The 22,065-nt window shown below is 38.8% G+C and carries 19 protein-coding genes and 2 tRNA genes; 11 read left to right on the top strand and 10 right to left on the bottom strand.

The features are described from left to right. Positions 1 to 47: 47 nt before the first annotated feature. The 4 genes from CWB62_RS03745 to CWB62_RS03730 all read left to right on the top strand — a co-directional run bounded on the left by CWB62_RS03745 (position 48) and on the right by CWB62_RS03730 (position 5,855). Complete coding sequence (locus CWB62_RS03745; protein ID WP_058404161.1) at positions 48 to 1,082, top strand: isoaspartyl peptidase/L-asparaginase family protein; 1,035 nt, start codon at positions 48 to 50, stop codon at positions 1,080 to 1,082. A 124-nt stretch (positions 1,083 to 1,206) separates the two neighbouring features. Continuing rightward, positions 1,207 to 5,094 (top strand): ATP-dependent RNA helicase HrpA, encoded by a 3,888-nt coding sequence (gene hrpA / locus CWB62_RS03740; protein ID WP_171034635.1) that lies wholly within the window; start codon positions 1,207 to 1,209, stop codon positions 5,092 to 5,094. 75 nt (positions 5,095 to 5,169) lie between these two features. Continuing rightward, a complete protein-coding gene (locus tag CWB62_RS03735; protein ID WP_058404674.1) occupies positions 5,170 to 5,550 on the top strand; it encodes a response regulator in 381 nt (126 codons plus the stop codon). An 8-nt stretch (positions 5,551 to 5,558) separates the two neighbouring features. Then, positions 5,559 to 5,855 (top strand): PilZ domain-containing protein, encoded by a 297-nt coding sequence (locus CWB62_RS03730; protein WP_058404675.1) that lies wholly within the window; start codon positions 5,559 to 5,561, stop codon positions 5,853 to 5,855. A gap of 15 nt (positions 5,856 to 5,870) precedes the next feature. Here the strand turns inward: CWB62_RS03730 and CWB62_RS03725 are convergent, their stop codons facing one another. Continuing rightward, positions 5,871 to 7,061, bottom strand: coding sequence for a class I SAM-dependent methyltransferase (locus CWB62_RS03725; RefSeq protein ID WP_058404676.1), 1,191 nt, complete (start codon positions 7,059 to 7,061; stop codon positions 5,871 to 5,873). 139 nt (positions 7,062 to 7,200) lie between these two features. On the opposite strand from CWB62_RS03725, the gene CWB62_RS03720 reads away from it, so the two are divergent. Beyond that, positions 7,201 to 7,857, top strand: a complete 657-nt coding sequence (locus CWB62_RS03720; RefSeq protein ID WP_138530921.1) for an HD domain-containing protein — start codon at positions 7,201 to 7,203, stop codon at positions 7,855 to 7,857. Position 7,858: 1 nt separating this feature from the next. After that, positions 7,859 to 8,299 (top strand): VOC family protein, encoded by a 441-nt coding sequence (locus tag CWB62_RS03715; protein WP_058404678.1) that lies wholly within the window; start codon positions 7,859 to 7,861, stop codon positions 8,297 to 8,299. Here CWB62_RS03715 and CWB62_RS03710 read toward each other — a convergent pair. Together CWB62_RS03710 and CWB62_RS03705 are read right to left on the bottom strand one after the other, a co-directional pair. Continuing rightward, entirely contained in the window at positions 8,296 to 9,288 is a 993-nt protein-coding gene (locus CWB62_RS03710) for a response regulator (protein ID WP_138530923.1), read from the bottom strand. The two genes, CWB62_RS03715 and CWB62_RS03710, sit on opposite strands and share 4 nt — an antisense overlap. Before the next feature lie 8 nt (positions 9,289 to 9,296). Beyond that, a complete protein-coding gene (locus tag CWB62_RS03705) occupies positions 9,297 to 12,620 on the bottom strand; it encodes an MHYT domain-containing protein (RefSeq protein WP_138530925.1) in 3,324 nt (1,107 codons plus the stop codon). Positions 12,621 to 12,886: 266 nt separating this feature from the next. Between CWB62_RS03705 and CWB62_RS03700 the strand changes: the two genes are divergently transcribed. After that, positions 12,887 to 13,573 carry a M48 family metallopeptidase gene (locus CWB62_RS03700; protein ID WP_138530927.1) on the top strand — a complete coding sequence of 229 codons (687 nt, stop codon included), beginning with the start codon at positions 12,887 to 12,889 and terminating at the stop codon, positions 13,571 to 13,573. 73 nt (positions 13,574 to 13,646) lie between these two features. Here CWB62_RS03700 and CWB62_RS03695 read toward each other — a convergent pair. After that, positions 13,647 to 13,731 (bottom strand) — tRNA-Tyr (locus CWB62_RS03695). Between the two features lie 49 nt (positions 13,732 to 13,780). Further along, a tRNA-Tyr gene (locus tag CWB62_RS03690) sits at positions 13,781 to 13,865 on the bottom strand. Positions 13,866 to 13,977: 112 nt separating this feature from the next. On the opposite strand from CWB62_RS03690, the gene CWB62_RS03685 reads away from it, so the two are divergent. Both CWB62_RS03685 and CWB62_RS03680 read left to right on the top strand, forming a co-directional pair. After that, positions 13,978 to 14,505 (top strand): VC2046/SO_2500 family protein, encoded by a 528-nt coding sequence (locus tag CWB62_RS03685; RefSeq protein WP_058404467.1) that lies wholly within the window; start codon positions 13,978 to 13,980, stop codon positions 14,503 to 14,505. 194 nt (positions 14,506 to 14,699) lie between these two features. Further along, positions 14,700 to 15,002, top strand: a complete 303-nt coding sequence (locus CWB62_RS03680) for a DUF6172 family protein (protein ID WP_058404273.1) — start codon at positions 14,700 to 14,702, stop codon at positions 15,000 to 15,002. A gap of 316 nt (positions 15,003 to 15,318) precedes the next feature. Here the strand turns inward: CWB62_RS03680 and CWB62_RS03675 are convergent, their stop codons facing one another. From CWB62_RS03675 to CWB62_RS03665, 3 genes are all read right to left on the bottom strand, one after another. Further along, positions 15,319 to 15,798, bottom strand: coding sequence for a YchJ family protein (locus CWB62_RS03675; RefSeq protein ID WP_058404274.1), 480 nt, complete (start codon positions 15,796 to 15,798; stop codon positions 15,319 to 15,321). Positions 15,799 to 15,828: 30 nt separating this feature from the next. Further along, entirely contained in the window at positions 15,829 to 16,272 is a 444-nt protein-coding gene (locus CWB62_RS03670) for a SulA-like leucine-rich domain-containing protein (protein ID WP_058404275.1), read from the bottom strand. Between the two features lie 288 nt (positions 16,273 to 16,560). Beyond that, entirely contained in the window at positions 16,561 to 17,016 is a 456-nt protein-coding gene (locus CWB62_RS03665) for a tetratricopeptide repeat protein (RefSeq protein WP_058404276.1), read from the bottom strand. Between the two features lie 119 nt (positions 17,017 to 17,135). Between CWB62_RS03665 and CWB62_RS03660 the strand changes: the two genes are divergently transcribed. Next, entirely contained in the window at positions 17,136 to 18,428 is a 1,293-nt protein-coding gene (locus tag CWB62_RS03660; RefSeq protein WP_171034634.1) for an NCS2 family permease, read from the top strand. Positions 18,429 to 18,579: 151 nt separating this feature from the next. Here CWB62_RS03660 and CWB62_RS03655 read toward each other — a convergent pair whose 3' ends face one another. Then, the gene (locus tag CWB62_RS03655; RefSeq protein WP_058404277.1) at positions 18,580 to 19,338 is read right to left on the bottom strand and encodes a hypothetical protein; all 759 of its coding nucleotides are present in this window, start codon (positions 19,336 to 19,338) and stop codon (positions 18,580 to 18,582) included. 293 nt (positions 19,339 to 19,631) lie between these two features. Here CWB62_RS03655 and cysB point away from each other — a divergent pair, with 293 nt between their 5' ends. Next, the gene (gene cysB / locus CWB62_RS03650) at positions 19,632 to 20,609 is read left to right on the top strand and encodes an HTH-type transcriptional regulator CysB (protein ID WP_006792362.1); all 978 of its coding nucleotides are present in this window, start codon (positions 19,632 to 19,634) and stop codon (positions 20,607 to 20,609) included. A 65-nt stretch (positions 20,610 to 20,674) separates the two neighbouring features. Here the strand turns inward: cysB and CWB62_RS03645 are convergent, their stop codons facing one another. Next, the gene (locus tag CWB62_RS03645; RefSeq protein WP_058404278.1) at positions 20,675 to 22,051 is read right to left on the bottom strand and encodes an L-serine ammonia-lyase; all 1,377 of its coding nucleotides are present in this window, start codon (positions 22,049 to 22,051) and stop codon (positions 20,675 to 20,677) included. Positions 22,052 to 22,065 lie beyond the last annotated feature (14 nt).

Below are 22,065 nucleotides of genomic sequence, written 5' to 3'. Positions count from 1 at the left end.
TTTTAACCGTTCACATTAGTTTTAATACTTTGATGAGAAAGGCAGTCATGAAAAAAATAATCTTATTATCTATTTTAGCCAGTGCATGTATAGGATTTACTCACAGTGCATTAAGTAAAGAATCTCCGCTTGCCATTGCAATTCATGGTGGCGCAGGAACAATTGATAAAGCAAAGTTTACCCCCGAACAAGAAAAAGCTTATCGTGCTAAATTATCCGAGGCCGTTGAGGCAGGTTACAACGTACTAGAAAAAGGCGGGGAAAGCTTAGATGCGGTTACTGTTGCAATTACAGTATTAGAGCAATCTGAGTTTTTTAATGCCGGACGCGGCGCAGTATATACCTACGATGGTGGGCACGAGCTTGACGCGTCAATTATGGACGGACGTAACCGTCAAGCAGGGGCTGTTGCAGGTGTAAAACATGTAGAAAGCCCAATTAAGCTTGCCCGTTTAGTTATGGATAACTCAGTGCACGTTATGCTCAGTGGTCAAGGTGCTGAGGAGTTTGCAAAAGAGCAAGGTATTGAACTTATCGAAAATAATTTATTTGATACCAAACACCGTTACGATGCACTGCTTAAAGCAAAAGAAAAACTTGATAAAGCCAAAGCAACAAGTAAATTATATCAAGCCGCGCACAATGCGCTTCCTAATAACTTTAAAATGGGCACCGTTGGCGCTGTTGCCCTTGATAAAAATGGTAACTTAGCCGCTGGTACATCAACCGGTGGAATGACTGCAAAACGCTATGGTCGTGTTGGAGATGCACCCGTTATAGGTGCAGGTACGTTTGCTGAAAATGAATCATGCGCGGTATCGGCGACCGGCCACGGTGAATATTTTATTCGCTACAACGTGGCAAGTGATATTTGCGCTCGTGTTAAATACCAAGGCAGTACAATCGCCCAAGCCGGTGATGAAGTAATAAACAAAGTATTAAAGCCAATAGGTGGCACAGGCGGTGTGATTATTATCGACACGCAAGGCAACATTAGCTTACCGTTTAATACGTCGGGGATGTATCGCGCAAGTAAATCGAATACGCAAGCAACTTATGTAGGCATTTTTAAAGGCGAATAGAAATACAGCCTTGTACATGTGATTAAATGTCAAACAACTGAGCGTTTAATGATTTGTAGGATTAACCCCAGCCGTTAATTTTGATACAATTACGGCTCTTTAACATATTTTATAAGGTATGCGGGTGGTTAACCTAGGTCAGTTGTTTGGCGAGCTAAAAACGTGCTTAAAAAAAGATCAATTCATCTTTAAAAAACGCCTTCACGGCGTTAAAAAAATCGTCGACGAGACTAAACAAGCCAATGCGCTTGAAAAAATTGCCGCAGATATAACCCGTAGCCAACAATCTAAAGAAAAACGCTTAGCAAATTTGCCACAGGTAACATACCCAGAACAGCTGCCGGTAAGCCAAAAAAAACAAGTCATTAAAGACGCGATAGCAAATAATCAAGTTGTTATTATTGCTGGTGAAACAGGATCGGGAAAAACGACACAAATACCTAAAATGTGTTTAGAGCTTGGCCGCGGCGTTGATGGTTTTATTGGCCACACGCAACCGCGTAGGTTAGCCGCTCGCACCGTTGCAAACCGTATTGCCGATGAGATGAAGTGTGAACTAGGTCAACAAGTGGGTTTTAAAATCCGTTTTAGCGATCAGGTTTCTAACAATACATACATTAAACTGATGACTGACGGTATTTTACTTGCCGAAATTCAGCAAGATCGTTTTTTAAATCAATACGACACTATCATTATTGATGAGGCCCACGAGCGTAGTTTAAACATTGACTTTATTTTAGGGTACTTAAAAAACTTGCTGCCTAAGCGCCCTGATTTAAAAATTATTATTACTTCTGCAACCATTGACCCAGAGCGTTTTTCTAAACATTTTAACGATGCGCCAATTATTGAGGTATCGGGTCGTACTTTCCCCGTTGATGTTCGCTACAACCCAATTAGCGATATTAAAAAAGACGATATGGAAGCCGAGGGCGACCAGTTACAAGGTATTTTTGATGCAGTTGATGAGCTATGTGCAGAAGGCCCCGGCGACATACTCATATTTTTAAACGGTGAACGTGAAATTCGCGACACTGCAGATGCGTTGAGCAAACGTAATCTTAAGCACACCGATGTATTACCGCTGTACTCGCGTTTATCAAATACAGAGCAAAACAGAATATTTGCGCCGCACTCTCGCCGTCACATTATTTTATCGACTAACGTGGCTGAAACGTCACTGACCGTGCCTGGCATTCGCTATGTTATAGACCCAGGGACTGCGCGCATTAGCCGCTATAGTTACCGCACAAAAGTACAGCGTTTACCCATAGAGCCTATTTCACAAGCAAGTGCTAATCAGCGGATGGGCCGCTGTGGGCGTGTTGAAGCGGGTATTTGTATCCGTTTATATTCAGAGGATGATTTTTTATCTCGCCCTGAATTTACCGACCCTGAAATACTGCGTACAAACTTAGTTTCTGTTATTTTACAAATGCTTGCTTTGGGCTTGGGCGACATGGCGCAATTTCCATTTGTTCAAGCGCCAGACAGTAGAAATATCAGCGATGGCTTAACTCTGCTTGAGGAGTTACAAGCGGTAAAGTCGGCTAAGCGTGATAATAAAACCGCGTTAACGCAATCGGGTAGAGAGTTAAGCCGATTACCCGTTGATCCGCGTTTAGCTAAAATGGTTTTAACAGCGCATAAGCTAGGTGCACTGCGTGAAGTTATTATTATTGTGGCTGCTTTATCCATTCAGGACCCACGTGAACGCCCTCAAGAAAAACGCGCGACAGCGAATGAAAAACACGGTCGCTTTGATGATCCTGATTCAGACTTTATTGCCTTTTTAAATTTATGGAATTACTTAGAAGAGCAACAAAGTGAGCTGACAAATAGTCAGTTTAGAAAGTTATGCCAAAAAGATTTTTTAGCTTATATGCGCCTGCGTGAATGGCAAGATATTGTTTATCAAATAAGTACTGTGTGTAACGAAATGGGTATGAAGGCAACAAGTGATGCTGCTGATGTCGAAGCAGTACATAAAGCCTTACTAAGCGGTATGCTTAGCCATATTGGTTTTAAAGACGAAAAACAAGCTTATAAAGGTGCGCGTAATAGTCAGTTTCATATTTTTCCGGGTTCGGGTTTATTTAAAAAAGCGCCTAAATGGATTATGTCAGCAGAGCTTGTTGAAACGAGTAAATTGTATGCGCGCACTAATGCAAAAATCGATATCAATTGGGTTGAACCCTTAGCCCAACACCTGGTAAAACGCAGCTATTCTGAGCCCCATTGGGAGAAAAAACCTGGAGCTGTTATTGCCTTTGAGCAACAAACTTTATACGGATTGTTAGTTGTTAATAAACGCCGCTGTGTTTATAGCAATATAGACCCTAAGGTTAGCCGAGAGCTGTTTGTGCGAACTGCATTGGTTGAACAAGAACTTGGTTTAAACGAGCGTTTTTTACAGTTTAATCGTGAGTTAATTGAAGATATACAAGTCCTTGAAAACAAGTCGCGCCGCCGTGATATTTTAGTTGATGAACAAACCTTATTTGAGTTTTACGATAAAAAAATACCAAAAGAAATTAATAATCGAGCCGCTTTTTTAAAGTGGTATAAAACCCAAAAACAACAAAACAAACACTATCTTCACATGACTCGGGATGAGTTAATGCGCCATGGCGCAAACAGTATTACAGAATTTGATTATCCAGATACGTGGCAGCAAGATAATTTAATATTACCGCTTACGTATCACTTTGACCCAGGTCAAGCGGTTGATGGTGTTGCTGTACAAATCCCTGTTGCATTATTAAATCAAGTGCAAGAAACCGGCTTTGATTGGCATATTCCTGCCTTCAGGCACGAATTAATAAGTGGTTTGATTAAATCACTGCCAAAGTCACTTCGTCGTAACTTTGTACCGGCTCCCAATTATGCAGACGCTGTACTTGCAGCGGTAGAGCCAATGCAAGGCACTTTACTTGACGCACTAACCACACGCTTATTGCGAATGACTGGTGTGCGCGTTGACCCTGAGGCGTGGGATTTAACATCACTTGCTCCTCATCTACGTTTACAATTTGAGGTGCGCGATGAGCACAATAAATTACTGGCTCGCGGTTTAGACCTTACGAAGCTCAAGGCAGAGCTTCAAGGAGAGGTAACCGAAACACTTTCAAAAGTAGCTGATGATGGCATTGAAAAAGCAGACCTAACACAATGGAACTTTGGTGAACTGCCTAAGTCTTACGTTAAAAAGCAAGGCCAGTATGAAATAAAAGCATACCCAGCGCTGGTGGATAAAAAATCAAGTGCCGCGGTTGAGCTATTTGATAACGAAATAAAGGCACAGGTTGCTCACCAACAAGGTCTTCGCCGATTGGTACTGTTAAACGTGCCTTCACCAATTAAATATTTACAGCAGAATCTACCTAATAAGGCTAAGTTGGGATTGTACTTTAATCCATTTGGAAAAATAGCCGACTTAATTAACGATTGCATTGCTGCAGGCGTTGATAGTTTGTTACTTAAGTATGGTGACATCAGAAAAAGCGCTGAGTTTGAAAACGTTAAAGAAGAGATACGTGGCGAGCTAGGTGATGCCGTAGTCGACATAGCAATACATGTTGAACAAGTTCTCAGTATTGCACATGCGCTGCATAAAAAAATGAAAGGGCGGGTTGATTTAACCATGATCACCGCTCATGGCGATATTAAATCGCAACTTGAGTCGTTAATTTTTAAAGGGTTTGTTAGTCAACATGGCGCGACTAAACTCACTGATTTAATTCGTTACTTAAAGGCGATTCAAAAGCGATTAGAAAAACTTCCGGTTGATCCTAATAGAGACAGGTTGTGTGTACTTGAGCTTGATAAAGTGGCCAATGAATATAAAAAACTAACGAATAAAATACCCAAAGGTATGCCGATACCCAGCGACATAGAAGCGATATTTTGGATGCAACAAGAGTTTAGAGTCTCATTATTTGCACAAACGTTAGGAACGCCTTACCCTATTTCGTCTAAACGAATTTTAAATGCTATAAAAGAAATAGAATAATGCTTGCATTTATTAAGAAGGTTAGTACCTTAAAGGTAGGATTTATTTTTGTTTTGAGAAGGAAACGACATAAGCATGTCCTCGGTGATTGAACCAAAAACAAAACGGCTGCTAGTAGTCGATGACGAGTATTTTAATTATGAAATGCTTGAATCTGCACTAGAGTCTAAATTTGACGTTAGTTATGCTGACTCAGGTCAGAATTGTCTTGCGTCTGCAATTGCCAATCCTCCTGACATTATTTTACTTGATGTATGTATGCCAGGCCTTGATGGTTATGATACATGCAGAATGCTAAAACATACGCCAGAAACTAAAAACATTCCTGTGGTTATGGTATCAGGCCTTGAGTCTGAGCTTGAGAAAAAAATGGGGTTTGACGCTGGATGTGATGCTTATGTAGTGAAACCATTCGCTATAAGCGCACTGTTAGAGCAAATAAACACAATAGTTTAGAGGGAATTATGTTCACAGAAGATAAACGAAACTATAGACGCATGCAGGTAAACGCTACTGCAATGCTTACAACTATTGAGCCAGTCGCAGGCTTAACATATACCGCTGAATGCGTAGACTTAAGTGCAACGGGTTTATCGCTTCATTTAGATGATTTGCTAGAACCAAATACAGTTTTGTCTGTTGATATCGCATCAACTCATCCAAGTATTGCTCCGTTAAAAGCGACCGCTAAGGTAATACGTGCCAGCAAAGAAGATGATGGCACAATTACAGCAGGGCTTGAGATAATAGAGTTTAATTAACCAATTAAATGTTAATTAATAAACTTTACAAATAAGCCCTTTTAAGTAAAAGCCTTCAGGGTAGCTGCCCGCAATGGGGTGGTCAGCTGCTTGGTTTAAACGTTCCATTATTAATAAGTCTTTTCCAGCATCCAGTGCTGCGTCTGCAACTACTTTTTGAAATAAATTTTGTTCCATTAAACCAGAGCAAGAGAACGTTAATAGTGTGCCGCCCGGCTTTAATATTTGCATAGCGATCATATTGATATCTTTATAGCCCCTGCATGCACCTGTTAGCTGTGCCTTGTTGTCGGCAAATTTAGGTGGGTCCATAACGATAGTATCGAATTGTTTACCTTCGTCTCTGTATTGGCGTAAAAGTTTAAATACATCTTGTTTAACAAAATCGACTTTATTTAGATCTAAATTATTATGCTCAACATTACGTTTTGCGGTATCGAGTGCCGGTTGTGATACGTCAACATTAGTAACATGCTTACAGCCACCGCGAAGCGCATAAAGTGAAAACGTACCTGTGTAGCTAAAGCAGTTAAGCACGGTTTTATCTTTTGAAAAACGTTCAAGTGCTGCTCGGCTATCGCGTTGATCTAGATAAAACCCGGTTTTATGGCCTTCTAAAATATCTACCTCGAGCTTTAAACCATTTTCTTCAATAAGTACAGGTTGTGTTGGTTCAGAGCCCCAAAGTATACCTTTAATTGGCTCCAGACCTTCTTTTGTCCGTACGTCTACGTCTGAACGTTCATAAATACTGCTGCCAGGAAATATAGCCATCAGTGCGCCTACAATTTCACCTTTATGACGCTCAGCTCCTGCACTTAAAAGTTGGCATACGAGCACATTATCAAATTTATCGATTGTCACACCCGGTAAGTAATCAGACTCAGCGGCACATAATCGGTAACCGGTTAATCCACCTTCTTCAATTACTTGACTACGAGCTTCTAATGCACGGCGTAAGCGTCGCTCAAAAAAGTGTTGATCAATAATTTCTTTTTCGTCAAAGCTCCACACACGAGCTCGAATTTGAGAGTGCGGGCTGTATGCTGCTGTTGCTAAATATTTACCTTCACTATCATGGATTGTAACTGTGTCGCCAAGCCCAGGTTTACCTTTGATCTTTTTAATGGCTTTTGAAAATAACCACGGATGTTTTCTTTTTAATGATTTATCGCGACCAGCTTGTAGGTAAACGGCAGATGACATAAGACTTCTCTGTTGTAGTAAATAAGCGCTGTATTTTAGTCAAGGCAAGGTCAACATACAATGAATGTTTTGCAAGTAAACTGCAAAGCACGGTAAAGTAAGGTTAATTCAATGTGTTAATAAATTTTTGGAAAATACCTTGGTTGAAACTACGTTAACTCCGTCATTACAATTACTTTCTGAGCAATGCCGTGACTTTATTAAATCGCTTATACATGCCGATGCAGCCCATGATATTACCCATATAGAGCGTGTGGTTAGAGTGGCGATACAGCTTTGCAACGCTGAAAAAGCGAATATGGCTGTTGTGCTACCCGCAGCATGGTTGCATGACTGTGTAGCTGTTGCTAAAAACCACCCTGACAGGGCCAAAGCATCGACTATGGCAGCAGATAAAGCAATTGGGTTTTTACAAGGCTTAGGTTATGACGAAAGCTTGTTTGAAGATATTCATCATGCAATAGCTGCACATAGTTTTAGCGCCAATATTAAAATTAAAACGGTTGAGGCACAAATAGTACAAGACGCAGACAGAATGGATGCCTTAGGCGCTATTGGTATTAGCCGTTGCATGAAAGTAGGGGGCTCTATTAATCGCCTACTTTATAGCCCTGATGATCCATTTTGTACAACTAGAAAGCCAGACGATAATAAATTTACTCTAGATCATTTTTTTATAAAACTTTTAAATATTGCCAAGAGTATGAATACCCCCTCAGCGAAAGAGGAGGCGAATAAACGCACCCACTATATGCACGCATTTTTAGAGCAGTTAAGGTCTGAGGTAGGTGAATAGTATGAGTAACAAAACAATCCCTTTTTTGTCAGGAATTGACCATTGCCATATTAATGTAGATAACTTGCCCAGCGCAGTAGTGTGGTTTGAGCGAGTTCTTGGCTTTAAGGTTATAGAAGAACTTGCCTTTTGGGATGAAACCGGAAAAGGTCCATTAACGTTACAAGATAAAAATGCGACAACACGGTTAGCATTGTTTGAAGGTCAAGTTCGTAGCAAGGGTATCGCGTTTGCTGCAACTGGGGAGCAATTTATTGCGTGGCTTGCGCACTTTAAAGCAATGGATGTAAAAGCAGTATTGGCCGACCACGGTGTTACGTTTTCAATGTATTTTAAAGATGAAAGCGGTAATAGCCATGAAATAACATCTCATGATTATGAATATATAAAGGCGTTTTATCCAGATGTTGAACAAGGTTCGCACAGCGCTAAAAAGGTTTAACTTTCTTGATTCCTTTGTTTAATAGTGAGTATTTCGTCCAGTTTTTCAACTAATAAGTCAATAATAGCTGGGTCGAAGTGGCTTTCTGCTTGCTCTTTCATATGTGAAATTGTCTTTTCTACACTCCACGCGTCTTTGTAAGGGCGCTTCGAAGTCAGTGCGTCAAATACATCTGCAACAGCAATAATTCTGCCTTCGATGGATATTTCATCACCTTTTAAACCATATGGGTAACCAGATCCATCCCACTTTTCGTGATGCTCAATTGCTAACTTGTGAGCAAGTTGTAATAGCGGGGAAGATGAGTTAGCTAAAATCTTTGCGCCAATTAAGGCATGCTCTTTCATGTGTTCAAACTCTGTGACAGATAATTTTCCGGGTTTTAATAAAATTGCATCAGGAATACCTATTTTTCCAACATCATGCATAGGCGCTGCTTGATGCAAGAGCTCTGCTTGATTTTCTGACATGCCAATTCCTAAGGCAAGAACTTTACTATACTGACTCATACGAACTATGTGTTCACCCGTATCGGTATCTTTATACTCAGCTGCACGCCCTAAACGTTGAACTAAATCTACATGTGCCTGCTTTAATTGCTCAGCTTGTACTAATGAAAGATGTGTTTTAACACGCGCTCTTACAATGGCAGGGCTTATTGGCTTGGTTATGTAGTCAACAGCCCCTAATTCAAACCCTTTATACTCGTCACTTTCGTCACCGAGCGCAGTGACAAAAATAACGGGAATATGCGCTGTTTTTGGATTACTTTTAATGTGCTCACATACTTCAAACCCATTCATGTCTGGCATCATTATGTCGAGTAAAATAAGCTTAGGTAATTCTTTTTCAAGTAAAGTTAAGGCCGCTGTTCCAGATTTTGCAAACGACAGTCGGTACTGTTCGCCTAATATTTCACGCATCACTTTTAGGTTTGCCGGCTCATCATCAACAATTAATACTTTGGGACTTTGTGCAGAAAAAATCATTTATATACTCATATATCGTTTAGCTTTTTTAGTAATTCGTTTAACTTAACCTGCGCATTATCAAAATCAAACTCATCAAAGGCATCGGTTATTGCTTTAATATTACTTACCAATGAACCATTTGAACAACTTTGAAGGCCACTAAGTGCAGTGTCATTAAATTCAGCATTTATTGCGGATTCGATGAGTGTTTCACACAATAATTTTAGTTCAGTGTTGGAAATAACTGTTTGATTATTTTCAGGATTACTGAGTGGTTCAGTTTTTTTGAATGTTAACAACTTAGAAATAATAACCAACTCAGCTTTTATTGCTTTTAAAATATCATCAACGCTATCACCTTGTTTAATAGCTTGCTCTAAGTTGGATAAAAGCTTCATCAACGCAATTAGGCCCAAATTGCCAGAAATGCCTTTTAGTGTATGTATTAAACTATAGCTACTTTGAGAGTTTAGCTGAGGCTCATTTAACAAAAGTTCAAATCGATTATCACTATCGTTTGTAAATTTAGTAATTTCAGTTAGTTGTTTAGATTTAGAGCCCCACAAGGCTAACCCTTTTTTAAAGTCGATATGTTTAGCATTAGGGTCAGTTTGCGCAATTTCTATCTCTTTAGAAACGCCTAAACCCAGCACTTGTGCGATTTCTTGGTTTAGCTGATTAATATCAATCGGCTTATTTGCAAACCCATTCATCCCCGCTTTTTTGGCCGAAAGTTTGTCTTGCTGCAAAACACTGGCTGTTAATGCAATGATTGGGGTGTTTTTCAATTTTTTTTGCTTTTCTAGTTCTCTTATTCTCATAGATGCTTCAATCCCATCACACTCCGGCATATGGATATCCATCAAAACCACATCAAAATCGTGTTGTTGGAAAGTAGCAATGGCCTCAAAACCGTTACTCGCTTTCGTAACCGCATGGTGATCTCTTGAGAGTAATAACGAGAGAAGCTCTGTGTTTTGTTCTATATCGTCAACGACTAATACTCTTAGCGCAGGCAATTGTGTGTGAAGGCGATCAAAATGATCAATTTTATTTTCATCACCCACCTTTAGAGGAAGCGAAAAATAAAAGCAGGTGCCTTTATTTAATTCACTGACTAAATTTATAGTCCCCCCCATAAGTTCAACTAATTGTTTACTTATGGTTGTACCAAGCCCCGTTCCACCAAAGCGACGTGTTGTAGTTCCGTCGGCTTGAACAAAAGGCTGAAAAATAGCGCTTACTCTGTCCGGTGCAATACCAATACCTGTGTCTTGTACTTCAAAAAATAAGTGCCCGTTTTGCGTCGTACTCACTGTTATGCTTATAGAGCCGCGCTCTGTAAATTTAATCGCGTTGCCAATCAGGTTGGTTAATATTTGTCTTAACCTGTCAGGATCGCCGTAGTAAGTGTTTTGCACTGACTCTTTAATAGTTAGATTGAGTATAAGGTCTTTCTTTTTTGCCTCTAACCAAAAGGTTGAAATAATACTGTCTATAACGGGTTTAAGGCTAAAATGTACCGCTTCTATTCTTAGCTTGCCACGCTCTAATTTTGCTGAATCGAGTACTTCGTTAAGTAAGCGAAGTAGTGAACGGGCTGCATTATTAACAGTAACAAGGTGCTTTTGCTGCTCATCATTTAGCGGTGTATCCATAAGTAAGTCGCTAAAACCGATAATTGAGTTCATAGGAGTGCGTATTTCGTGGCTCATATTAGCCATAAATGATTGCTTAGCTTGTGCGGCTTCCTCAGCTTGCAGTTTAGCTTTTTCGAGTTTGTCTTCGTATTCTTTACGCTCGGTGATATCAATAAGTACGCCGTCTATCCACTGAGCTTGATCTTGGTTATTATAATAAAAGCTACCTTGGTCTAATAACCATAACACTTTGCCATTTCTGTGACGAATTCTATACTCGATAGAGTATTGACGTTTATCTTGGACTGCTTTTAATACTGCATCCATAACGGCTTGCTGATCTGTTTTTAGAATAAGATCAATAAACTCTAAGCAATGCTCAGTAAATTCATCTGATTGGTAACCTGTTAGCTCTAAAATACTTGGGCTTATAAATAACATACTCCAATTTTCATCTAGCCTACATCTGAATACAGCACCCGGCATATTATTTATTAAAGAGCGGTACTTTTGCTCTTTTTCAATAAGGCTGCGTTGTAATTCGCGCTGTTCGGTCAAGTCAGTAATGTAACCTACGTATAGGGGAGTTTGTCCGGGCTGGTTAACTTCGCCAATACCGATTCGAATAGGGAAAAGATAACCTTCTTTATGCTTTGCAAAAATTTCACGGTTTACCCCAAGGACCTTCTCAGAGAATGTATTTTCAGCATTGGCAAGGTATTGATCGTGATGCTTTGCAATTTTATCATCCATTAACATTTTTATGTTTTTGTTTTTAACTTCATGCTCTTGCCAGCCAAAAATATGGGTGGCTGAGGTATTAAAACTTAAAATAATACCTGCATGGTCAATGGTAACAATTGCGTCAATTGCGGTTTCTAGAATGGCATTTAACCGAGACTCATCGGCAGATTTTTCCTCTAACAACATTTTATAACGAACCATGCCATTGATAACGGCAACCACACTCGTAATTGCTATCGTTGCGGTTGCGACGGCTATTGCAACAAATGTAAGGCCTGCAGACGCATTAACATCGGTAAATAGTAAAGGCGATGTTGCAACAAAGCGTGTTGCAGCCATGCCCATATAGTGCATTCCTGCAACAGCGAAGCCCAAAATAATAGCGCTTATGGTACGGCTTTGTAGCGCTGTTAATTTCGGGAAAACCTTAGTAAGGTTAAACCGGCTATACAGGGCGATAAATGATAAAGCGACGGCAACAAAGAGCGATAAAACAAAGGTAAGTGGGTCGTAGCGTAACAAAGGCGCCAACTCCATAGCGGCCATGCCGCTGTAATGCATTGTACCTATGCCAGCGCCTAATAATACAGAACATAAACCAAGTATTTTGAAGGTCGTCTTATTGTTAATTAAAATAGATACAGCAAATTGGCAAGCAAAAAAAGCAGGGAGAAAAGATAAAATAGTGATTGTTGGGTCGTATTTGATATTTGTGCATAGAGAGAAGGCCAGCATACCGATAAAGTGCATACTCCAAATGCCTGCTGAAAATATTGCTGCGGCAGTGAATTTTGCTAAACGCCTATAATTATAAAATTTTGTTTCTTTTGCTAAATCAATGAGCCTAGTTGTAAAAAAAGAGGCGAATATCGCTATTAAAATAGATATAGATACTAAAAGTGGGTTATATACCCCGTTAATAATCAGGCTAGGGTCATGGTCTGTTACAAAAAACGCAGATAGCATATTGGCTCAAAAATTAGTCTTTAAGTAAGTAGTTTAATATAATTATCATATAAATATATACTTAATTGACGAGTGCGGTATAAAAAGTGATTTCGTTTCAATTTTTTAACGTATAGTTTTCAAGTTATTATTTTTTATGTTTATTTTAAGTAAAGTTATTATAAGTTATTAATTAAAATGAAAAGTAAGCAGGGTAAAAACCAATAGCGTTTATCCATTAAATAGCGTTAAAACGGGCCAAAGAATTAAATTAATGAGAGAAAGTAGTGTTTGATTATCAACTTAAAAAAAGTAAGCGCAGAAAGACAGTGGCTATAAAAATATATAATCAAACAGTAACCGTATTCGCACCTCATTATGTGCCGATAAAACAAATCGATAGTTGGTTACTCGAAAAGCAACATTGGATAGAAACACAATTAAAAAAGCAGCTTAATGTAATAGACACTAAACAGTACCCAATTGAGAAAAATAAAATAAAGATTTTTTCTGAGTCGGTTGAATTAATTTTTCGTGAAGGCTCATCATCTGACGTGAAAGAGCATAATAACACGCTATATGTTACACACTCTAGTCGTGTAAAAAATTATAAAAATAAATATGAGAGTTTAATTAAACGCTATTTAGAAGAAAAGTTAGCGGCTTATGTGGAAATGCGTATTGCTTTTTATTGTGAAAAAATGGATGAGGCGTTGCCGAAAAAATTAACGTTAGCTGTTTACAAGCGTCGTTGGGGCAGTTGTAACAGTAAGCGAGAATTGTCGTTTAATTTACATTTAATAGGAGCACCTCATAGAATTATTGATTATGTAATAGTGCATGAGCTTGCTCATTTAAGGTATTTAAATCACAGTAAGCAATTTTGGGACAGAGTAGAGGTTTTTTATCCAGACTATAAAGCTGCATCCAATTGGTTAAAAACAAACGGCATGAGTTTACAGTGGGTGTTTTAAGCTATTTTGAATATAGGAATATAGGAATATAGGAATATAGGAATATAGGAATATAGTAATATAGGAATAGAAGTGGTGGAGGGAGCTGGATTCGAACCAGCGAAGGCTGAGCCGTCAGATTTACAGTCTGATCCCTTTGGCCGCTCGGGAACCCCTCCACACTATTTTTGTTACATTTGGCCCCACTTAACCTAGCGGTAAGAAAAGTGGTGGAGGGAGCTGGATTCGAACCAGCGAAGGCTGAGCCGTCAGATTTACAGTCTGATCCCTTTGGCCGCTCGGGAACCCCTCCAATGCAACGGCGCTGATAATAGCAAAATGTGCCTTTAAGTAAAGAAAAAAGCTAAAGAAAATTTAAATAAAGCCGATAAATATTCATTACTCATTCTAATCGGCTAAAGTCTATGCAAATCGATGATTTGTTAATCACAGAGCGGCAATTAAGTACTCGGTTAAACCAAAGTGTACATGCAGACCGCCGTGGTGAATTTTCATTGCTGCTGGCAATGCTTTCACAAGATGCTTTAGATTTTAGTCAATTTCATTTACCCAAAACTGAAACTGAAGATACAACCGCAGATGAAGCGCAGTTAAGAGATCAATTAGGGGCAGGACCAAAGCAACCATTAGCGCCCAGTGAATTTAATATGCTAATAGGCCAACTTAATGCACATCGCTTGAGCTTGGTAGGTGAAAATAAAGGTATGGCCGATATAAAACTAAACCAGTGTTTAAACCCCGAGCCTTTTTCGATTAGAGATGACGTAAATCACATACCCCTGACCATTATAGATAATTGTGAACTTGCTGTGCGCAGGCGAATACAAAAAAACGAAATTGAAATAGATAATCCGAAGATGGATGTAGCAGGCTTTTATAATGTATTAACAGACGTAAATCAGCGAGAACCATTACATTTGACGATGGCATAATTTACGTTGCCATAAATAATTTCCAACCATTATCGCCATCATTGATAAGATTTTATGGTGACACCAAAGCCCAATTGACTAAAATTTGATTTAATGTAAAAAAAGCATCCAAAAATTAAATGCAATTGCTATAATGGCTATAAATGGTATGACATGAATGCCGTTATCATTAAACCAAGGTAATTAGGAACGTAATGAAGAAAACATTCACGCTAAATCACGAGAAAATCAAATACCCTCGTATGGTTGATGCTGCGAAGCATGAAGTGAAAAAATATTTGAAAAGAGAGCGCAACAAAACTCTACCAGAAGATGCAGATTATTGGGCGTTTGACTGTAAGTTCGGTAAAACGGCCGAAGATGCTCAAGTGGTTCATGTGGCTGAAATCAGCAACTGCATTAGCGATATTGAAAAGCAAGAATTAACGTCTTTCTACTTAGAAATATTAGCGAGACCTGCACAGCGCCAACAGTTAGACCTTGATAACGACGAGTAATAATTAGTTTTGTGCATATCAAACTATTTAAATGGGCCCATTGGCCCATTTTTTATGCCTATAGATTACATTCAACCTTTATGCTTTTAAACCAATGCAAAACATTACATATCGTTTTAAGACGTTAACTTTTTTATTGTTAGTAATACTACTTTTAACACCAGTATAAGCCACTCAATGAATGGAATTAGTATTAAACCTTACGAGTTATAAAGGGAGTTATATTTATAAATATTGCTAAGGCTTTACATTAAATGGTTGTGATTGAATAGCTATTAAGTGAGGTGCCCAGTGCACTTTAATTAAAAGATGATTTTTATGCGCTATGGCATTTTTTATATTTTTTGTTACTACCACATGGGCAATCATCATTTCTGCCCACTTTGATATCAGCTACTGGAAATATAATACCATCGAGGTATCGCCACTGGTCTTGCTCTTTAATAAATTGAGACCGCTCGTGTAATTCACAGTAAAGATTTTGATAAAAGTAGTTTGCCTTGAACTCAACAACTCCTCTATCTCCATCATTGTTTGTATCAATAACAGATAAGCTTATAAATCGACAACTAGTTGCAAACTCTTTAATTTCTTTGACAGGGTTTTCTGCTTGTTTCTCACTCGCATAAGTTTGGTATATATATTTAGCATTTTTTTGTGCGTAAGCTGTAAATCGAGAGCGCATTAACTGCTCGGGTGTGTCTGCTTGTTTATCACCTGATAATAGTGGTTCACAGCAGTTTTTGTAATTCTGTTGACTACCACACAGGCAAGCGTTGTTATCTAATGAGTTCATAAAATTAATAAAAAAATTTAAAACGTTAGTTTAACAAGCTTGCTTTAAAGAAGGTACATCAATAACGTTAGAATTTTTAGTAAAACAATACAACTTCGTTGTTGTCTTATTTAAATCAAGAGATAAATCAGCTAACAGTTGGTTGTTCAACATGTCTGTCCACGTAATTACTGCTGCAAAATTACCGTTATAAAGTGCGCTGCGTAATACATACTCTAAATTCACTAGATGTTTTTGCCTAATAACCAATAATTTACTTGTATCTATTGAGCATGAATCAAGTAAAGCCTTGCTAGGAACATGATCCGGTGCGATTAACAAAGTCCATGCACTTAAGCTGTTGTATTGGTGTAACACCTTTAAAAGCTCAAATGTCGCAGAAATCTCATCTTCAATTTGAATTACATTTACACAATCAGATAGTTCGTCTTGCTGATAGCTCTTTACTGTTCTTACGGTTATAGGCTGTAACATGATATCTCGCTCACTGGGTTTATATACAGTACATGTATACAGTAGTTTATACAGTGTTATGGCGCAAGTGTTTTTTTGCTATTTTTTTATACAAATTCAGAATTTATTTTAAAAAATATTAGAAATAATATTTATCTTATTGATATTTATTGTTTTTTATTTTATCGAAATGCCCGTGTGTGAGTGTTTTTCGTACAGGGTGAAAGGTTTTTTCATGGGTTTTTAAATATAAAGTATAGATCAGTACTGTATACAGTATCTTGAGGGGCTCAGTTTTGGAGGCTTTGGCTAAGGTGCGGAGGGAATTAAATGGGCATACTGTAACTGATGAATTTGTTCATATAGACTTGCGGCATAACATTGAGCATCTTTAAAACGTTTTGTTTCTATATATTTTCTTAAATCGGCAAGCGCAACCGTAGCAGGCTCATGACCTTGGGTGCTCGACAAACTTAGCCATGCAACTCCATGAAATACGCTTTGTGGAACGCCTTGGCCTTTTACAAAAAATAAGCCTAAATAAAATTGCCCACGATGATCACCAGACATTGCCGATAAACGCATCCATTTTGCAGCGAGGGCAGGCTGGCTATTTTTTAAATAATAGAGTGCCTTATTAAGCGTAGTTTGTTGAGAGCTATCACTTTCAGGAGGCGAACTAGTATCACTTGGTTGTGTCACAAAAGACAAAATGTTGTCTAATTGCTGTTCTAAATCCTGACCGGTTGGTGTTGTTTTTATCATATGCTGTCATTCGGTATAGTTAATTACTTCAATAGTTTAGTATATCGCAAGGTAAAATGTCCTGAAAAATATACTTTTTATGATAAAATCTTGCTACTTTTTATTGTTGTAAGTTCATTATGCTCGAAGCTTTATTTAAAATTAACGAAAATGGGTCCACGGTTCGCCGAGAATGCGTTGCGGGGATGACTACTTTTATCACTATGGTTTACATTGTATTTGTGAATCCGGCCATGTTAGCAGAAGCAGGAATGGATCAAGGGGCTGCTTTTGTTGCTACTTGTATAGCTGCTGCAATCGGTTGTTTTATTATGGGGTTGTGGGCCAATTATCCATTAGCCTTAGCGCCTGGTATGGGGTTAAACGCCTTTTTTACTTACGGCGTTGTATTAGGTATGGGATACACGTGGCAAGCTGCGTTGGGCGCAGTATTTATGTCGGGCTGTATCTTTTTATTGTTAAGTTTATTTAAGGTTAGAGAATGGATAATAAATGCCATTCCTTTAGTGTTAAAGCGGGCTATTGCGACAGGTATTGGTGCGTTTTTGGCCTTAATTGCCCTTAAAAATGCTGGGATTATTGTGGCAAGTCCTGCTACATTTGTGCAGTTGGGAGACATAACATCTCCGGGACCGCTACTGGCTATATTCAGTTTTTTTATTATTGCGGCATTGTTATATCGTGATTTTAAAAGTGGGGTTTTGATCAGCATATTATTGGTCACTGCTATCTCACTTGGTTTAGGTTTAGTTGAATACCAAGGAATTATCGCAGCCCCTCCTTCAATCCTACCTACTTTTATGCAATTGGATTTTGCTGCAGCTTTAGAACTTTCAATGCTTAGCGTTATTTTTGCATTTTTGTTTGTCGATTTGTTTGATACGTCGGGCACGCTTGTTGCTGTAACTCAAAAGGCTGGTCTTGCAGATGAAAAAGGAAACATGCCACGTTTAGGGCGTGCCCTCAGTGCTGATAGCTCAGCCACTATTGCAGGTGCAATGTTAGGTACTTCAACGACTACATCTTATATAGAGTCAGTTGCGGGTGTATCTGTTGGCGGACGTACAGGCTTAACTGCAGTTGTAGTTGGCTGCTGCTTTTTACTTATGATGTTTTTTGCGCCGTTAGCTAATATGGTACCGGCTTATGCAACAGCGGGCGCAATTTTGTATGTTGCTGTACTGATGCTACAAAACCTTAAGTTTGTAGATTGGGACGATATGACAGACGCAATTCCCGTCGCCGTTGTACTGTTGATGACTCCGCTTACGTTTTCAATTGCCCATGGTATTGCACTTGGTTTTATTTCATACACGGCGGTTAAGCTACTTTGTGGTAAACGCAGCGACATAACAATTAGCGTGTGGATATTAACTGCGTTATTCATCGTTAAATTCGCGTTTTTATCGTAAGTATTAAATTTCTATTTTGATAGATAACTATCAGTGATGTTTAGTTATGTATTTCTGTTGAAGTGTTCAAATTTCGGTTATAAAAGTTAATATAATATAAAAAGCCCATACAATGTATGGGCTTTTTATATTATTCAGTGGAAAGCAGCTGTTACCATTTCTTTTTTGGGGCAAACAGCACATCTAAATCGTCTTGTTCTTGCTCGTTTTTCTTTTTTAGAGCGCTTGCGTTAGACGCTTTTAGCTCAACGCTAATTTCCTCAAGGTAACGTTCTACTTCTTGACGTTTGGCATTTACATATTCGTCTGAATAAGGCACTGCACTAAGCGTTGCATAGGCTTTTTCAAAATATTGTCTAGCAGAGCCAACCATACTAGCAGAACGTGCCGAAATACCTCGTTTAATTTGGCTTTCAATATTTATTTTGAGTTGTAGCTTTTCAAGCTGTTTGTCTTCACCAGTAAAAACCTGGCTATTAATACGCCCTTTGCTGTGTTCAGAGCGTAGTATTACACGTAGTTTTTTTATGCCCTGAATTAACGCAACCAGTTGTTTATCGTTGCTTGGTAACGCCATTGAGTCGCTGTTAGTTCCTTGAACAGGATTAGAAAGGTGCTGTTTCATTTCCTCTAAACGGCTTTTTAATGCTTTTGAAGTTGGAGAATGAGTAACCATTGTTTTTAGTGCTTCAGCAATTCGGCTTTGTAATACTCTAATAACGTTTTCAGATAACGGAATATTAGCCTGATTCATCAATGCTTCTTCAGTTTCTTCTATGATCGCCTTTTGTTTAGTGAGTTCTTTTCGGCGCTCATTTTCTTGTTTTTCTTTGTGTTGCTGAACAGCACTTACCCAAAGTGCAATCACAACCAAAGCAACTATAAGGACAATTATAATAGACACGATCATGGTGTAATTCTCGGATTCATAACCTAATTTTTTAATCTTACATTAAATATAAGCTATCGGGGTAGTTTTGCGCGAATTAACTTTAAATTAGGTAAATTAACTGTTGTTAAATATGCGGACTATGAGATTAATTCGTCTAATCATGGCTACCTCAAGTATATTTATTATGCTAGCCTTGAGCACCACTTCGATAAATGCACGCTATATGCTTAATCAACGCTTCCAGTAAAACTGATTTAGCTTTATAGAATTTGCCTTTATTTATAATAAATTACAACGTTAAAAATGCAGCCATGAAATTACAACAACTCAGATACATCGTAGAAGTACAAAATCACAAATTAAATGTTTCAGCCACCGCTGAGAGTTTATTTACCTCACAGCCTGGTATTTCTAAACAAGTGCGTATGTTAGAAGATGAGTTAGGTGTTCAAATTTTTGGGCGAAGTGGCAAGCATTTAACGCATGTAACCAGTGCTGGTGAAGATATTATAAATATCTCGCGTGAGATACTTTCAAAGGTAGAGGGTATAAAAGCCGTCGCAAACGAACACACATTACCAGATCAAGGTAAACTCAATATAGCAACAACGCATACACAGGCACGTTATGCTTTACCAAGTGTTATTCAAGGGTTTATGAAAAAATACCCTGCAGTATCACTTCATATGCATCAAGGCACACCGCAACAAATATCTGATGCTGCGGCAAGGGGCGATGCCGATTTTGCCATTGCAACTGAAGCGCTTCATTTATATTCAGATTTAGTTATGCTGCCTTGTTATCATTGGAACCGAAGTATTGTTGTTGCTAAAGATCATCCTTTAGCTAAAAAAGCTAATAGTTTAACGGTAGCAGATATTGCCGAATACCCGCTAATTACGTATGTATTTGGTTTTACGGGGCGTTCTGAATTAGACAAAGCATTTAGCGCCCATGGGTTAGAACCGCATATTGTATTCACCGCGACTGATGCGGATGTAATTAAAACCTATGTACGTTTGGGGCTCGGCGTTGGGGTAGTGGCTTCAATGGCAATTGATGAAATTACTGATACTGATTTAGTGTGTATTGATGCAAGTCATTTATTTGAAGCAAGCACCACTAAAATTGGTTTTAGAAAGGGCAGCTTTTTACGTACTTATATGTATGACTTTATCGAACGCTTTGCACCGCACTTAACTAAAGAACGCGTTGAGCGTGCAAGTTTATTGCGCAATCAAGATGATGTAGATAAGTTATTTGAAGATATAGAGCTACCTGTAAAGTAGCGCTGAGTCTGAAAACAAAAAAAACGGCTATTTTTAAATAGCCGGTTTTTTTGTTTAGGGGTGGCCTAACACTCAATAATGTTAACGGCTAAACCCCCTCGTGCAGTTTCTTTGTATTTTGTTTTCATATCATTACCTGTTTCAAGCATGGTTTTTATTACTTTATCAAGTGATACCTTTTGCTCGCCACTACCACGAATGGCCAATCGAGACGCATTGATAGCTTTTATCGCTCCCATCGCATTGCGTTCAATACAAGGAACTTGCACTAAGCCGCCGACGGGGTCACATGTCAAACCCAGATTATGCTCCATGCCTATTTCTGCTGCGTTTTCAACTTGTACAACATTACCGCCCACAATTTCAGTCAATGCTCCGGCGGCCATTGAACAAGCAACCCCCACTTCACCTTGGCAACCCACTTCGGCGCCAGAAATAGACGCATTCTTTTTATATAAAATACCAATTGCAGCGGCTGTTAGTAAGTAACGCGTGGCAATGTCACGATCTACTTCTTTTACAAATGTGTGATAATACATAAGCACAGCGGGTAGGATGCCAGCAGCACCATTAGTGGGGGCTGTTACCACTCGTCCACCGGCGGCATTTTCTTCATTAACGGCAAGTGCAAATAAGTCGACCCAATCCATTGCTCTGAGTGGATCGTTGCTCACTTCGATATTCAGTTTTAAGTATAGGCTGGGGGCACGTCGTTTTACTTTTAAACCGCCAGGTAAAATTCCTTCAGTACGCATTCCGCGCTCAATACATGCTTTCATTACTTGCCAAATATGAAATAACTCATCTTTTATAGCGCCTTCGGTTCGAAGTGTGCGTTCGTTTTTCATCATTAAGCTTGACACACTTAGGCCAGAATCTTTACACATTTCAAGTAGTTCTTTTGCGCTACTAAAAGGGTAGGGTGCTGGGTTTTCTTCTCTAATATCGAGCGCTGCTTGTTTTTCGTTTTCAAATTCTTCGTCGGTAACAATAAACCCGCCACCGATAGAGTAGTAGACTTTGCTGTAAAGCTTTTCACCATTATTTGAAGCAATAATCTCCATTGCATTAGAATGCTTTGGGAGCGTTTTACGACGATGAAACACAATAGCACCTTGCTTAGGAAAGTTGGCTTTGTGTGTTTGGTTTAAATAAATAACTTGTTCTTGTTCGATAGTTAATAAAATATCATCGACTAAATCGGCATCGATTGTTTCTGGGTCATAGCCTGCTAAGCCAAGTACAACCGCTTTGCCAGAACCATGGCCTATACCTGTTTGCCCTAATGATCCATATAGCTCTACTTTTATATCGGTAACACTTTTTAATAGCTGTTTTTCATGGAGCTCATTAACAAATAAGCGTGATGCGCGCATTGGGCCGACGGTGTGTGATGACGAAGGGCCAATACCAATGCTAAACATATCAAATGCACTGATCATAGTGTGTGTCTCTT

The sequence above is a fragment of the Pseudoalteromonas sp. S408 genome, assembly GCF_005886645.1.
GTDB lineage: Bacteria > Pseudomonadota > Gammaproteobacteria > Enterobacterales > Alteromonadaceae > Pseudoalteromonas.
Note: the sequence above shows the minus strand (reverse complement) of the source record. Positions and strands in the feature narration are given on the sequence as shown.

Excerpts from the sequence above, each read along its gene's own strand:
- CWB62_RS03655 (WP_058404277.1), bottom strand. The coding sequence starts at position 19,338 with ATGATCGTGTCTATTATAATTGTCCTTATAGTTGCTTTGGTTGTGATT.
- CWB62_RS03725 (WP_058404676.1), bottom strand. The coding sequence starts at position 7,061 with ATGTCATCTGCCGTTTACCTACAAGCTGGTCGCGATAAATCATTAAAA.
- CWB62_RS03745 (WP_058404161.1), top strand. The coding sequence starts at position 48 with ATGAAAAAAATAATCTTATTATCTATTTTAGCCAGTGCATGTATAGGA.
- CWB62_RS03705 (WP_138530925.1), bottom strand. The coding sequence starts at position 12,620 with ATGCTATCTGCGTTTTTTGTAACAGACCATGACCCTAGCCTGATTATT.
- CWB62_RS03730 (WP_058404675.1), top strand. The coding sequence starts at position 5,559 with ATGTTCACAGAAGATAAACGAAACTATAGACGCATGCAGGTAAACGCT.
- CWB62_RS03735 (WP_058404674.1), top strand. The coding sequence starts at position 5,170 with ATGTCCTCGGTGATTGAACCAAAAACAAAACGGCTGCTAGTAGTCGAT.
- CWB62_RS03670 (WP_058404275.1), bottom strand. The coding sequence starts at position 16,272 with ATGTTACAGCCTATAACCGTAAGAACAGTAAAGAGCTATCAGCAAGAC.
- CWB62_RS03710 (WP_138530923.1), bottom strand. The coding sequence starts at position 9,288 with ATGATTTTTTCTGCACAAAGTCCCAAAGTATTAATTGTTGATGATGAG.
- CWB62_RS03645 (WP_058404278.1), bottom strand. The coding sequence starts at position 22,051 with ATGATCAGTGCATTTGATATGTTTAGCATTGGTATTGGCCCTTCGTCA.
- CWB62_RS03685 (WP_058404467.1), top strand. The coding sequence starts at position 13,978 with ATGCAAATCGATGATTTGTTAATCACAGAGCGGCAATTAAGTACTCGG.
- CWB62_RS03715 (WP_058404678.1), top strand. The coding sequence starts at position 7,859 with ATGAGTAACAAAACAATCCCTTTTTTGTCAGGAATTGACCATTGCCAT.
- CWB62_RS03665 (WP_058404276.1), bottom strand. The coding sequence starts at position 17,016 with ATGATAAAAACAACACCAACCGGTCAGGATTTAGAACAGCAATTAGAC.
- CWB62_RS03675 (WP_058404274.1), bottom strand. The coding sequence starts at position 15,798 with ATGAACTCATTAGATAACAACGCTTGCCTGTGTGGTAGTCAACAGAAT.
- CWB62_RS03660 (WP_171034634.1), top strand. The coding sequence starts at position 17,136 with ATGCTCGAAGCTTTATTTAAAATTAACGAAAATGGGTCCACGGTTCGC.
- cysB (WP_006792362.1), top strand. The coding sequence starts at position 19,632 with ATGAAATTACAACAACTCAGATACATCGTAGAAGTACAAAATCACAAA.
- CWB62_RS03680 (WP_058404273.1), top strand. The coding sequence starts at position 14,700 with ATGAAGAAAACATTCACGCTAAATCACGAGAAAATCAAATACCCTCGT.